The 14,756-nt window shown below is 45.5% G+C and carries 11 protein-coding genes; 4 read left to right on the forward strand and 7 right to left on the reverse strand.

The genetic code is table 11. The features are described from left to right. Positions 1-312: 312 nt before the first annotated feature. The 4 genes from QUB20_RS19345 to QUB20_RS19360 form a co-directional block, all read right to left on the reverse strand. Positions 313-2,319, reverse strand: coding sequence for a cation:proton antiporter domain-containing protein (locus QUB20_RS19345; protein ID WP_333248443.1), 2,007 nt, complete (start codon positions 2,317-2,319; stop codon positions 313-315). 564 nt (positions 2,320-2,883) lie between these two features. Beyond that, positions 2,884-5,643 (reverse strand): NHL repeat-containing protein, encoded by a 2,760-nt coding sequence (locus QUB20_RS19350; protein WP_333248441.1) that lies wholly within the window; start codon positions 5,641-5,643, stop codon positions 2,884-2,886. Between the two features lie 450 nt (positions 5,644-6,093). Beyond that, a complete protein-coding gene (locus QUB20_RS19355; RefSeq protein WP_333248439.1) occupies positions 6,094-7,491 on the reverse strand; it encodes an amidase in 1,398 nt (465 codons plus the stop codon). Positions 7,492-7,774: 283 nt separating this feature from the next. Beyond that, positions 7,775-8,038, reverse strand: coding sequence for a hypothetical protein (locus QUB20_RS19360; protein ID WP_333057315.1), 264 nt, complete (start codon positions 8,036-8,038; stop codon positions 7,775-7,777). On the opposite strand from QUB20_RS19360, the gene QUB20_RS19365 reads away from it, so the two are divergent. Continuing rightward, positions 8,037-9,071, forward strand: a complete 1,035-nt coding sequence (locus QUB20_RS19365) for a type IV pilus twitching motility protein PilT (RefSeq protein ID WP_333245052.1) — start codon at positions 8,037-8,039, stop codon at positions 9,069-9,071. The genes QUB20_RS19360 and QUB20_RS19365 overlap by 2 nt on opposite strands. A gap of 68 nt (positions 9,072-9,139) precedes the next feature. Further along, positions 9,140-9,940, forward strand: coding sequence for a circadian clock KaiB family protein (locus QUB20_RS19370; RefSeq protein ID WP_333248437.1), 801 nt, complete (start codon positions 9,140-9,142; stop codon positions 9,938-9,940). A gap of 392 nt (positions 9,941-10,332) precedes the next feature. Here the strand turns inward: QUB20_RS19370 and QUB20_RS19375 are convergent, their stop codons facing one another. Next, on the reverse strand, positions 10,333-11,973 hold the full coding sequence (locus QUB20_RS19375; RefSeq protein WP_333248435.1) for a thioredoxin-like domain-containing protein: 1,641 nt from the start codon (positions 11,971-11,973) through the stop codon (positions 10,333-10,335). A gap of 110 nt (positions 11,974-12,083) precedes the next feature. On the opposite strand from QUB20_RS19375, the gene QUB20_RS19380 reads away from it, so the two are divergent. Continuing rightward, the gene (locus QUB20_RS19380; RefSeq protein ID WP_333273512.1) at positions 12,084-12,437 is read left to right on the forward strand and encodes a helix-turn-helix transcriptional regulator; all 354 of its coding nucleotides are present in this window, start codon (positions 12,084-12,086) and stop codon (positions 12,435-12,437) included. Next, a complete protein-coding gene (locus tag QUB20_RS19385; RefSeq protein WP_333233786.1) occupies positions 12,415-13,164 on the forward strand; it encodes a hypothetical protein in 750 nt (249 codons plus the stop codon). Before QUB20_RS19380 ends, QUB20_RS19385 begins: the two co-directional genes overlap by 23 nt. Here QUB20_RS19385 and QUB20_RS19390 read toward each other — a convergent pair. After that, entirely contained in the window at positions 13,127-14,284 is a 1,158-nt protein-coding gene (locus QUB20_RS19390) for a DNA cytosine methyltransferase (protein ID WP_333233787.1), read from the reverse strand. The two genes, QUB20_RS19385 and QUB20_RS19390, sit on opposite strands and share 38 nt — an antisense overlap. Positions 14,285-14,423: 139 nt before the next feature. After that, positions 14,424-14,705 carry an AvaI/BsoBI family type II restriction endonuclease gene (locus QUB20_RS19395; protein WP_333248433.1) on the reverse strand — a complete coding sequence of 94 codons (282 nt, stop codon included), beginning with the start codon at positions 14,703-14,705 and terminating at the stop codon, positions 14,424-14,426. Between the last annotated feature and the right edge of the window lie 51 nt (positions 14,706-14,756).

A 14,756-nucleotide genomic window follows, 5' to 3' on the forward strand; every position in this document is an offset into this window, starting at 1 on the left:
AGTTGAAGGATTTTTTAATCTGCAGCCCAAAAAATATCAACTTCGCGAGTGAAAAGAGCGATCGAGTGTATTCCCAAACCGCGCCAAGGTGCGGAAATTTTGCTAGCAATTCCGTTGGATTAGGATTAAATATAAGACTTACACAATTGTCACAAATAAAGCTGAAATTTTAGGTATGTAGTTGCCCTTGTGCGCTCTTTCTTAGCTTAGGAAAGAGCGCACAAGGGCAACTACAGCAATCCTAAATGAATTGTGTAATTGTTGTAGGGGCAAACCCCCCGTGGTTGCCCCTACAATAATTACCCCAATGATTTAGGGTTGGTATACAGGAAAATAAACAACAAGCATCGAAATATTTTGGTGAGTCCGGGCGATCGCTTCTGGTTCTTTGAGAGTTCCCGGTTTTTCCCACAAATTCTGGTGAGAAATTGTGGTTAAAATTAGCAAATCGTGTTCTAACAAATTCTGCGAAACTAGCTTGATAAAATTTCCTCGCACCCGATTTACTGGTATCTCAGAAAGAATTTCCACCTCCGCCGCACTTTTGTTGCTTTGTTCCCGTTTTGTCGCCACCAACAACACTTGCAAAGTCGCCTTGAGTTCATCGGCTAAACTCTTAGCAATATCCACTGTTTCCTGAAATCCAAACCGAGTCAACTCGCTGTCAGTTACCGCCAAAAGAACTCTGGCTGTATTCTGGAGAGGATCGGGAAATCGAGCAATCAGTACGGGTACGGGCGATCGCCTGATCACAGTATCAATGATGCTGCCAAAAAAATTGTCGCGAGTTGTGGAAAATCCCTTCCAACCGCAAACTATTAAACTAGCCTCGCGTTCGGTTGCACTCCGCAGAATTCCGCGATCGATCGCATCATCTATCCTCGCGATCGGTTCAACCGCACAAGCAGCCGCATGGGCGACAGTTTCCGCAGCAGTCAAAAGTTGAGTTTGCTGCATTTTCTCTGCGGGCGAAATTGCTTCCCCGCGATCGGACAAAATATGCAGTGGCAGCAAAGTTCCCTGAGATGTTTTTGCTAAAATCAAAGCCAAACGCAGCAAATTATCTTCCGTATTCGGATTAGCAACAGGCACTAAAACTCGCTCTCCCCATGAATGCTTTCCCGCAGTAGGAACCGGCAAACTCGACCCCGGCGGCTGCATTTCTTGACCCCACCGAGATACAATCCAAGGAGAAGCGACACAAGTTACTAAAATCATGGCAATGATGCCGTTCACCGTTACGCGATCGACCAATTTAATCTCAAAAGCAACCGTAATCGCCGCCAAAGTAGAAGCAGCTTGAGCAACAGAAAGGCCGAACATTACCATAATGTTCGGAAACTCAAAGCCAAATAATTTCCCCGGTAGCCAAGCTGCCAAAAACTTGCTCACCACCTCTGCTAAAATCATCACCGCCGCCACCAACAAAGACTGCGGCTGCTTTACCAAAATTAGCGGGTCAATTAACATCCCCACAGAAATCAGAAAAAACGGCACAAACAGCGTATTGCCAATAAACTCAATCCGATTCATCAGGGGACTCATTTTGGGAATAATTTGAGTAATGGCAATTCCCGATAAAAATGCACCAATAATTGCCTCAATTTCAATTAGTTCTGCTGCGTAAGAAACTAGAAAGAGGGTTGCTAATACAAATATAAATTCGGCATTCTCGTCATGTCCAAATTTCTTAAAAAACCAGCGACCGATTTTGGGAACGCCCCACAAAGTAGCAAAAGTGTAGATAGCAAGAGAGGGAATGAGAAACAGCCAAAAATCGAGAGTTAGATTTCCTTTGTAAGCTTTAACAACAATAGCCAGCACCAACAGTCCCAACACATTCGTAATTAAAGTCCCGCCCAAAGTCGTAGTAATAGTCTGAGTTCGCATCAATCCCAATTTGGTGAGAATTGGCAGCGCTAAAAGTGTGTGCGTAGCAAAACAAGAAGCGACTAAAATTGCAGCCAGCCAGCTATATCCCAACAGCAGCATCGCCCCTGTCCCCAATATCATCGGTAGCGCAAAAGTAGCTAGCCCAAATATGACAGCTTTGTCCGCATTCAGTTTGAGATCGTCAAGGCTAGTTTCCAGTCCCGCTAGGAACATCAAAAACAGCAATCCTACAGTACCTAGCAAAACAATAGTAGCGTCTCGTTGCAGCAAATTGAGACCGTTGGGCCCGACAATTACGCCAGCAATAATTAAACCCACTATTCCCGGTAGTCGCAAGCGCTCAAATACCAGCGGCGCGAGTAGCATGATTGCTAAAAGAACCAGGAAAACGGGAACGGGGGCGGTAATTGGCCCGGAAGTTAACATAAATTTTTTACCCTACATATTGGCAGCGAACTGCTACCAGTTTTAAAAGGAAATAATCAAAATGTCTATCAATCTAAAGAGGTATTATCAATATTTTACAGCGTAATTGGTAATAAGTAGGACTGGGCGGGAGCAACTGGGTTTATTGGTAAAATATGGGTTGGATGACTAGAAATTGGGCGCAGCACGAACTCCGATAAAAAAAACTATATTTTTCAGTCCTGGAAGCACAAGAACCAGGTTAAGAGTCAAAATAACAGGTTGTGAGCGATCGACTTTAACGCCGAAACCTGGTTTTTTATCCTATTTGCGTCCACCACTATTTAGGTATCAAATGCAGGGAGACACAGACATACATCCCAAGATGAACTTTGGCAAACTCGGTCTAATTCAGAAACCCGGTTTCTTTTAAAAACCGGGTTTTTCACCACAACAGACAATTTAAATGGGTTTGTCTTGGACACGAAAAAACCTGGTTTCTACGCAACGTACTTAACCTTACCCTTACGGTAGCTAAGTATGTATTTCTTGTCAAGATTTTTCCATCTAATTTTCAATGATAGGCTAAGCGATCGACACAATGCTAGCTCGCTCGTAAGGCAATCTGTTAGTCGGCAAAACCTCCAGATTAATTTGCAACGCATCCAAAGCCGGATTTTCGGCTAGCAGCTTTTGCGTCAAACTCTTATTAAGAATTTCCCAGAAATCCGTTTCATTGGGATAATTAGTCAAGAAACTGTCGATGCTTTGGTAAATCGGCACAAAGTCTGGATACTCATCCTGCGTAATTCCTGGTTTGTACTGATATTTGACATCCATATTGAGGTTATTCAAACCCTGGTGATCGATCGAGTAATTAGGAATTTTGAAATCCCATGCTTCGCCTAATTTACCATCTTGAGTGCGAGTAACGGTACTGCTGCGCTCGTAAGGCAATCGGTTCGTCGGTAAAACATCCAAATTAACCGTCACCGACGAAAGTGCCGGGTTGTCAGCAAGCACTTTTTCGGTCAGATTCTTGTTGACAATTTCCCAAAAATCTGTTTCGTTCGGGTAGTTAACTAAAAGATTGTCAATGCTCTTGTAAATCGGCACAAAATCAGGATACTCAGAATTTTGAATCCCGTCTTTGTACTTATAATTTACATCAATATTCAGGTTGTTTAACCCTTGATGATTAATGGGGTAATTTGCCAATGTAAAATTCCATTTCTCCGTCAGTTGAGCATCGGACGGAAAGAAAGCAATTCCTATTGGACGCTGTAGCTTGCTGTCGGGAGGGACAAAAATAGAACTGTTACTCGACCCAGGATTTCCCGATATTGGCAGCGGTTCGTCAGTCTTGCCATTATACCGCAAAACAGCGCCGGCACCGTTAGCATTGGCGCGGTTGTCAAAGCCAACTGCAAACAAATTGCCGATCGGCGAAAAAGCCAAACTACCTACATAATTGCTACTGGGGGAAGTATCAGTATAATTGGTAGATAAAACCTTGACCAATTCCCCAGTTTTTAAATTGTAGCGCCTGATATCGTTAGCAAAATCGCTGACATAAAGGTCGCCGTCAGCGGGCCCGATTGCCATTCCCAAAAGACTTGCAAATCCCTGACTCCGAGGCGAAGGATCGGGCGAAGCAAAGATACTTGACTGCCGGGTTTGCGGGTTGTAACGCAGCACCTGACTGGGGAAACCTGCGCTAAAATCTGGTTGACCGTTGGTCGCCACACTCCCCTGCGTTGTCACGTACAAATTGCCGTCAGGAGCAAACAGTAAACCGTTCGGGCCATTCAATCCTCCCGCTTGCTGATTTCCCGAAGCAAATACATCAATAAACTGTCCTGTTTGGCCGTTATATCGCAGAATTTGGTCACTCAAAAAACTGCTGACATAAAAATTACCGTCAGGGCCAAAAGCTAAACCGTAAGGGCGAAACAATCCGCCAGTTTCATCGGCCGCCGTGTTCGGATTATCGCCGACAAACTTGTCAATAAATGCGCCAGTAATTCCGTCATACCGCAATACCGCAGATGCTGTCGGTTCTCCCGAATTTCCGGGCTTGTCGCCGCTAGTAACGTAAATGTCCGACTGATCATCGCCATTGCCATCGGGCCCAAAAACGATCGTATCTGGATTGAACAAACCGCCGCTTCCCGGTGGAATAAATTCGCCTAGAAAATTGCCGGTATTGCCGTCAAACCGAAGTACATTATTTCCCCGGCTATTGCCAACTAGGAAAGTTCCTTGAGGATTGCTGGGTTGAGTGCGAGTAACTTTGCTGGTGCGGTTGTAGGGCAAGGTTTGGCTTGGCAGAACGTTGAAGTCTATCTTAATTGCCGCCAATGCAGGATTTTCGTTGAGGATATTTTGAGTCAAGTTTTTATTGACAACTTCCCAAAAATCTGTTTCGTTCGGATATGTGGTTAAAAAGTTATCAATGCTATTGTAGATTGGCACAAAATCGGGATATTCATTGGGAGCGATTTCCGGTTTGTACTGGTAATCTATATCGAGATTGACCTTGTTCAATCCTTGGTGATTGATTGCGTAGTCTTTGACTGAAAAATTCCAATCTTCTGTGATTTTGCCCGATTGACTGCGGAAAACTGTACTGGCGCGATCGTAGGGCAATACCTCCGTTGGCAAAACTTCCAGTTGAATCGTAACATCTGTCAGTACCGGATTTTCAGTAAGCACCTTTTCCGTCAAATTTTTGTTGAGAATTTCCCAGAAATCTGTTTCGTTCGGGTAGTTAACTAGGAAATTATCAATGCTTTGGTAAATGGGCACAAAATCTGGATATTCGTTTGGGGTAATTCCCGGTTTTAACCCGTAACCAACTTTAAGGTTGAGGGTGTTTAAACCTTGGTGATCGATGGTGTAATTTTTAAAATTGAAAGCCCAGTTTTCATCAGGAAATAGGGAAGAAGTTTGGGATAGGGAGAGTTCACCAACAGGTAAAGCCATCCCTGTCAGTTCGTCTATCTCACCTTGAGTGGAGGTAGCGGTCGGGGATTTTAGACTACTATCAAATTTAATATTGTCGCTTCCTGACGATGGGAGACCGAAGTCGGTGGATGGCCCAAAAAGGCCGTTAGCGAAGCCCTCGTAGAGGATCGCACTACCAGTCGCAGCCGCCGCCCCATCGCGTTTTTCAGTCAAATCGTAGCTGGTATCAAATAAAATATTGGTATCGCCTACGGCAATTGTCCCGATCTGATTTAAGCGATCGAACTTACTGCCAAATAAGTCTAGTATTTCCGCTGAAACACCCGCAACATTTCCCGGAATCGGATTTTCTGGAAACCGTCCTGCTGTGTTAAACATAAGCTATTTTTTTAGATACACCCGCCATCGGGAATTAATTTGAAAATATTGTAGCCTCTTTCCCAAAGATGTCAAGTATCTTAAGAAGTATTTTATATTTCCTTGCCATAATTAAACCTGAAATTTGTCCCCTTTCTCAATCCTCTCGTTTCCCGTGGCATCGGTATTGTTCAAATGTCAAACAGTCAATCGATTTTAGATTTTAGATTTTAGATTTTAGATTTTAGAATTGAAGCATTGACTTGCGCGAGATCAATTCGGGGGCTGCTTTATCGGATAGAGGTTTTTTATTTCTGGACGGATGAATCACGTGGCGGGTATCCTGGATGCGAGGGGGTCAACAGTCAATAGAAATTTATGCGAAAAACCAGATTTCTAGTTCCCCGCACACAAATCCTGATTTGGCATACCCCTAAAAAAGGAAAACGTGCTTTTATCCCTTGCTCTTCCCTATTTAAAATCTAAAACCGGGAAAGGTTTCGCCGCTTCCATCTGCGCCGCTAAAGTAATTAAAGTTGCTTCGGCCGCGGGCCGCCCGATAATTTGAATTCCCACGGGCAAACCGTTGTTATCTAAAATAGCAGGCAGTGCGATCGCAGGCAAACCGCTAGCATTAAACGGCGGACAAGGAGCTACCCAATTAATAATGCGCTGCAAAGTTTCTTCAAAACTCAAATCTGCCCACTCCCCAACCCGGATTGGCGAGTGCATATAAGTCGGCAAAACTAACACATCAAATTTTTCAAAGAATCCCACAATCCGCCGTGAAATCACCTGCATTTGATTCACCGCCCGCAAATATTCCCCAGCCGAAATAGTTCTTTCTAACAGCCAGCGATTCATGGGTTCCAAAGCAGGGCCGGGAATGCCACTTGCCGCGGCCCCAGACTGCCAAATTGCGATAAACGGTTCGATTAAACCCGTAAAATCCGGGCATCCAGGTTCGACATCATGACCCAAATCTGTCAATAATTTTACTGTTTCGAGTACCGCTTGCTGACAGATAGGCGCAGCCTCGCCCACAGGGGAAATACTGGTAGAAAACGCAATTCGCAGTTTGCCCGACTTTTGACGGGAAGCCTCTAGAAAAGTCGGATTTGAATCGGGTAGCCAGTACGGATCGCCTGTTGTGTAGCCTGACATCACATCCAAAAGTGCGGCGGCGTCAGCTACAGTGCGCGCCAGTGGGCCGTTGGCAGAAATGCCGCTGAGGTAATCTCCGACAGGTGCCCAGGAAACTCGCCCCCGCGACGGTTTAATGCCTACTAAACCGCAGCAGGAAGCTGGGCCTCGAATCGAACCGCCGCCGTCTGAACCTTGGGCGATCGCACACAAACCCGCTGCTACAGCCGCCGCTGAGCCTCCGCTGGAACCTCCGGGTGTATAGTCTAAATTCCAGGGATTGCGCGCGGGTGGGAAACCTTCTGGTTCGGTGTAAGGTAATGAGCCTATTTGAGAGGTTGCTGTTTTCCCCAGAATGTTAAATCCCGCTGCTTTAATCCGCCATACTACTGACTCGTCGTAGGCAGAGATGTTACCCAGCAAAGCCTGAGTGCCGTAGGTACACGGAACGCCGGTAACGGGTGTCAAGTCTTTAATGGCGATCGGCACTCCGAAAAAAGGTGGCAATTCCTGTGGCTTGTTTAACCCAGCTAGTTGTTCGGTTTGAGATTTAGCTAGGGCGATCGCCCGATCGGCCGTTACAGTAAAATAACTGCCCAGCTCAGGGTTTAATCGCTCAATGCGTTCCAAGTACAGATTGACAATTTCTAAAGGCGACACTTCCAGCGTGCGGATCGACTCCGCCAACTCCAAAGCTGGAGTAAAAGCCCGATCGACAGAATTCATCCGTTTAAGTCCTTAATAGTTGGGCAAAGTATAATTTAATACTGTTGAGTTGCGGCAAACTCTTTTCCTTAAAAAATTTATCCAAAAAAGTCAAAAATCCATATTTGATCATATATCGAGAGTGATGGCATCCTCCAATTGGCAGAATGGTTCCTTAGTAGTGCAGCACTACGACCCCCTCTTGGGATAGACTGAGAACAACAGTTAAGCTTTTGTGCAAGACGCGCACAATGGCGATCGGCATTGTTCAACTCCCACAAATCATCTGTTCGAGTCAGCCTTCTCACCAACTTAAGGTAGCGCATATGACACAACAGCATCCGCCCGCTCCTCGCCCGCCCGTACCCGGAGCCCCCCCACCACCCGGAATGCCCCGCCCTCCTGCTCCCGGAATGCCCCCCAGAGCAGCAGGAATGCCACCAGCACCGCCACCGGCACCAGCACCAGCAGCGCCACCGGCACCAGCACCAGCCTCGCAATCCTTCGCCACACCTAAAAGCCAGAGTTCTAGCAGCGGCGGATCTCCGACTTTGAAAGAGCTAGTCATGCGAGCCAAAGAAGAAGGAGTATCCGACCTTCACCTCGGAGTAAACGAAGTTCCCCGCTTCCGCACGCGGGGCGAGATTGCCGACATCGGCTATCCACCGACGGATTTAGATACGTTTTTTGGCTGGTTGCGGGAGTGCATGAGCGATGAAGAAATTGAAATTTTCCAAAAAACCCTAGACTTTGACGGCGCTTTCGACTTCGGGTTCGTCCGCATTCGGATCAGTTGCATGGACTCCTTGGCCGGCCCGGCAATGGTGCTGCGGCTAATTCCTGCCAAAATCTTGACAATGGAGGAATTGAAACTGCCGGAGGTATTTAGGAAAATATGTGGCTACCACAAAGGGCTGATTTTGGTGACAGGGCCGACAGGTTCGGGTAAGTCTACCACCTTGGCCGCGATGATCGACTACATCAATAAGAATAAAGCCTACAACATCATCACGATCGAAGACCCGGTAGAATTCGTACACGAAAGCAAAAAATCCTTGATTAAGCACCGGGAAGTCGGCAGGCACACCCTCAAGTTTATGAGCGCTCTCAAAGGCGCTCTGCGACAAGACCCCGATATGCTGCTAGTAGGAGAAATTCGGGACAGAGAGACGGTGGAAATCGCCCTCAAAGCCTCTCAAACCGGTCACTTAGTTGCAGGAACCCTGCACACCAACAGTGCGGTTAAAACCCTGAACCGGATTCTTGATATGTTCGGGGCGGAAGAACAGGAGGCCATACGGGTTTCCATTTCCGAATCCCTAGTGGCGATTATTGCTCAACTGCTGTGCAAAACCACAGACGGAAAGCGGGCTGCTTTCCACGACGTTATGATCAATACCGACGTGGTTAAGGAATACATTCTGAAGGGCCAGAATGAGGAAATTAATCAAATCATGATCAAAGATACTTATGAAGGCATGACGACGATGAATAAGTCGCTCTACGGTCTTTATCAAGAAGGTCGGATTACTGAAGAACTTTGTGTAGAGAACTCGCCGTTCCCGAACGAAATGGCTCAGATGCTCCGAGGTCGAGTCTAAAGGTCGAGTGTTAACAGTTAGCAGTTAAAAGTTAACTGTTAACTGTTAACTTTTATTGGTGTACTGAATTGAAAGTCGATCGCCCTATTTTGCCAGAAATTTTCAAAGGCATTGCGCTGTTTACACCAGGGGGAGACTTAATCTATTGCATAGACCCCCGCAAGCAAACTCGGTGGCATTTGCAGTTGTGCGTAGCTCTACAGGAGATCCTCGGTTTGTCGGAACCGCCGCATTTTCTGATACCTTGCTACACGGCAACCGTTGACTCCTGGCTCGATCCAGGCGATCGGCAGGTGCGGGTTGCTGCCGAGGCCTACCCCCCCGTGCTGCGACATCAAACACTGCTGAACGCCATTTTTGGGACTGGCGACTTAGTGTGGCATCCCCGGAGCGAAGAAATGTGCGAACCGATGGCGATTGCTACTTATCACGAACAATTCCCCGAACTTTGGGAAAATCACGACTTAGTTGTACAGTATGCCAGCCCCGAAGCTCGATCGGATTGGAGCAGTTCGATCGTAACTCCCTTGGGCTTTCCGCAAGCGCAGCAGACACGGCTTCCCAAACCAACAGCACTCACCCCACCGCCCCAAACTCAAGGGTACGTTTTGCGTCTGTTTGTTTCCGGCAGCAACCCCAGCACCGAACGCACCCTCGAAACTTTACACCAGTTCTTAGAGCAATGCCTCGATCGTCCCTACACTTTAAAAGTAATTGATGTTTTGAAACATCCAGACCAAGCTGAGGCAGATCAGATTTCAGCAACTCCTACTTTGATCAAAATCTGGCCGAAACCCGTGCGCCGAATTGTCGGCGAATTGAACGATAATGAAAAAATAGTGCGGCTGCTGAGCTATTCGGAATTTTAGATTGGGGCGAGGATTTTTGCGATTATTTAATACGGGCGATCGCGGGTTAACTCACCATTGAATTAACCACATAAGACTTATGCACGATTGTTTAGAAACCGGGTTTTTTTACGAAAAGACCTGTTGTAGGCCGCAGATTCGGTAAAAAACCCGGTTTCTGCGTGCTAGGTTAACTTATACCATTTTTCTAAAGATGTGCTATGGATGAAGTCTTAGCCCCCCCTTAATAAGGGGGGGTTGGGGGGGTAATATCTAGCGCTACTTTATGAAATTGGTATTACTTGGCTTGAAAATTGTGGTAAGGTGCGCCGAAGATCACCCTACTTTACCACAATCAATCTGGCAATCACGAGAATTGAGAACCGTGCCTGAAGTCAAAAAAGTCGATCGACTTAATCAGGAAGACAAACATCAGGAGGACACAAACTGGGGAAATCCAAAGTTGTGACTTCCAGCGTATCCAACTCAATTCTCCGAATTACATGATTGTTCGTATCAGCAACAAACAAATGAGGCCCGATCGCACTCAACCCTGAAGGTTCAAAAAATCGAGCCTTGAGACCTTTAGCATCAACCAAACCTGCTATACCATCTCCAATCATTGTTCTGCACGTACCCCCCCGGTGGTCGATCCGCTTAATTTTGTGATTGTAAGTATCAGCCACCCAGAGGTAATTTTGAGCGTATTCAACACCCAAACAGTGCTGCAACCTTACCTCCTCAGCGCGACCATCTTTATCCCCAAAACCAAACAATTCACCGCTACCGCAGACTGTACGCACCTTGGGGTCTTCATCAATACCCACAGCGCGAATCGAACTAATTTCGCTGTCAGCAACAAACAACTCCGATCGATCCGTAGACAGGCCACTGGGCTGAGAAAAAGCAGATTCTGCAAGATTCCCGTCAACACAGGATTCTCGGCCAATACCCGCGTAAGTGGCGATCGTGCCAGTGTCTAACTGCATTTCCCAAATTTGGTGGGAACCCGCCATTGCAATAAAAAGTCTATTTCCAACTCTTTCTAAATCCCAAGGCGAATTCAATTGCGTTTCTAAACCCTTGCCGCTGCGGGGTGAAATTTCGTGACTTTGTTCGCCCGTACCAGCAACAGTTTCCACCCGTTGAGTCGTAAAATCAATCTTTCTGACAGCATGATTTTCCGTATCAGCAACATATAGAATCTGACTTTCTGCATCAAAAGCCATACCTTGAGGTGCAAAAAACTCAGCCTCTTCAAACTCCCCATCAGTTAAACCCGGTTTACCGCTACCGATAACGTGCAGCACCTCACCTTCGAGGGTGCTGACAACAATCCTATTGTGGCCGGAATCGGCAATAAATAAGCAAGAACCCACTAAGTTTTGTATGACTGAATTAGCCGGCCCCGGCAATACAGTTTCATCTACAGATTCATTTTCCTGACTCATTTCGCCCAAAAGCGCAACCTGTTGGTGAAGATGTTTTGCCTCCGTTGCACCGATCGCAAATGCCAGCACTTTACCGGGAAAAGCCAGCGGTGTTGATACAGGTTTGCGCTGTTTTTCTAAGGTAAAACGCAGTTCTTTAAAATTAAGCGCATTTTTATCTTTGTATTCAGCAATTAACTTGCCAACTAACTCGTCAAGTGCTTCTCTATTGCCTTCGCCGGAAACAAAGCCAACGACATAACTTTCAGGATCGATCACCATTAAAGTCGGCCAAGCGCGAACCGCGTAGCTTTGCCAAACTTTCATGCCGCTGTCAACGATTACGGGATGTTCGATATCGTAGCGGAGGATAGCTTGGCGGATGTTTTCTACTTCTTTTTCGTTTTCAAATTTAGCCGAGTGAACGCCGATAACCGTGAGGGAATCTTTATATTTTTGTTCGAGGTATTTTAAGTCGGGGAGGACGTGCAAGCAGTTGATGCAGCAGTACGTCCAGAAGTCAAGGAGGACGACGCGCCCTTTTAAGGATTCAATGGATAAAGGTTTTTCGGTGTTCAGCCACGGGTAGTTTCCGGGGAATTCTGGTGCTCTGACGCGAGGCATGGCATCTCCTGGGTAGGATGTGAATGATTTTTTTACTTCTTTAATTTAGCGGGAAGTTTGGCAGGATGGGAAGAAAGCTGATTAAACCAAGGTTTTTGGAGACAGCCAAGATGCCATTGCCACCAGAGGGGGGCGAGTTCAGTGCTCATATCGCCACATTGAATACTTTAGTCTGTAGAACTTTTGTATTCAAAACCTTACTATTTCTCTCTATGCAGCCTAGCAAACTAGACCAAACTTTAGGACTAGAAATACAACGTCGTCGCATAGAGAAACGTTGGTCACAAGAATATCTGGCAGAAGTCACAGGTCTGCACAGAACCTATATCAGCCAGCTTGAGCGAGGGCTGAAAAGTCCATCTGTTAGAGTTCTTAGTCACATAACAAATGCTCTGGACATAACAATGGGTGAATTTTTACGAGTTGTAGAGGAACACTTGAGTGCTGACGGAAAACGAGATTGAAAGATTGAGGCAAGCCATTATTGCTACCATTGCATCTCCAGTTATAGGCTCGATAGAGGATTATACTTGGGAAGCTATTTTTCATTATGTCAAGCATATTCCTTTATCAGATCCAGCATTAGGACGTAGCAAACTCCTCTATGATGCTGTTGACACCACGACGGCAACTGGTTGGTCACTCAAATCTCTTCAACTGAATAGTCTTACTGTTGTAAATACATTTTTGTTTGTCATTCAGAGAGCAGATGTTATCAAAAAGGCTGCCCAACTTGGTTTTCCTGGTTTGACGGAACAATCCTCACCTGCTGAACTCGGAGCAGCTATTGTTCAGCATTGGAACGAGAAAATTATATCGAGTCAAGCAGCACAGGGCATTACCAATAGCTATGAAGGCATACTGCTGAAAACCATTAGAGGATATGAATATATTTACTGTGAATTCCCTCTTACTCCACTTGACCCAAATGCTTTTTCTTGGGCTTGGACAGTTGATAGAGTTACTGGAAGACCGGGAGCAGGCCTACAAGGCAATGTTGCAGGTAAGCTAGAGTTAGTTTGGTACAAGAATCAAAAGCAACTTTTTAGAGCTAGAACCATTCCTCCAGAAGCAGTTCACATTAGGGTTCAGCGAACTCGTATTACACTTGATCGATATGTGCAAACTGTTCTCTCAGCTTTGCAAGATCAACTCAGTACACAGTCTTTGGACAGTGAACTTGGAGAATAGATGCAGCTATTGCTTTACCTAGAAGTGGGGGTACTGATTCTCCGATTTGAGAAGCCATATCAGTGTATGTTCCGAGAAAGTTAAAGTTATCGGGGTAAGAGTGCAATCTTGCAGCTTCACGGATTGTAATTGTCCGATTTTGGGTTGGATGAAAAAACCTGCCAGATCCGGGATGGAAAACCCACCTTGTGATAGTTCTTGCTGGTTTATCCCAGTAAAGCCTTCCATATGCACCGCTATAGTGCTTTTTAGGAGCTAATTCTGGTGGCAAGTCTCTAGCATCTTGCCCTTCACTAAGAAGACGCACTCTTGACATTTGAATGGGGCTCAAAGCACGAGCAACGTGATTGAAAAGTTTCGTACTTCCATTACGTATCATTGCTTGGTACGCAGTTTGGGGTGGAAAAGGATAAACTTCAGCATTATATTCCTCTCCTGCGTTCAATGACGGCAAATCTCCAATCGCATCTCTAACTGTGACGACTGAAGAAATGTTTGATGTTAAGAGACTAAGTTGGTAACAAGATTTAGTAGCTCTGTAATCGCTTCTAATGTCGCCAGCGTGTGTAGGTTCAGGGAATTGAAGTGGTTTATCTAAACTAGCCAGGAAAAAAGCCCTTGATCTGGTCTGCGGTACTCCATAATGCGCGGAGTTTAGTGATCCATAAGTGACTTTATAACCTTGCGACTCAAGTTGCTGTGTAATTTCATTCTTAACTACACCACCATAAGCTTTCAAGATTTCAGGTACGTTCTCCATAACAACGTAAAGGGGTCTAAATTCCTGTACGAATTCTAAAAATGTCCGATATAACTGATTGCGAGAGTCGCTGAGGTAGCGATAGTCAGCAGGAATATTTCTTGAAAATCCTTGGCATGGGGGGCCACCTATCAACGCTGTTAGTTCCTCTCTCTGCAAACCCAAACATAATCGCAAATCCAAAGGATTGAGCTCACGTATATCCTGATGAACAATTCTGGTGTTTGGGTAATTATGCTTATAGGTCGCTAGAGCTTTCGCATCCACCTCGATCGCACATAAAGATTCAAAACCAGCCAGGTGAAATCCTGTAGTCAAGCCACCCGCGCCAGAAAATAAGTCAATGATCTTATATGTCATAATCGAATACTATAGTATTAGGAAGCTATTGTCAACCAACTTCAGCAATTGGTGTCTCTTGCTTCTCCTAAATTTTAGGCTTGCTTTTCCCTGCAATTATTTGCCAAAATAAGCAACACACCGTTAATTTTATACAGATTCATTTTAATGCAATAACATAGGGTGCCACGATAGATGGCTCAATTGCGCTGGATTTATTAGCTACCAACTCCGTCGGGGCAAGATTAAATAAACACAAATCCACATTGCTCCTGACAAGTGGAACAGTTAGGTTATAAATCAATGTGCGATTGCCTAACTCGCTCTCCCAACTTATCCCACGTAAAGATAATTCAATTTCTGTGTCATCATTTGTCATGGCTATCCACTTTTTTGTCTTTGAGTCTTGCCAATAATAAGCTGTTCGACATCTAAACTGCATTAACTAAGTTACCTTTATTTTTTATTTTTCGGTTCCATTTCATAATTAGTC

Source organism: Microcoleus sp. B4-C2 (assembly GCF_036705265.1).
Classification (GTDB): Bacteria; Cyanobacteriota; Cyanobacteriia; order Cyanobacteriales; family Microcoleaceae; genus Microcoleus.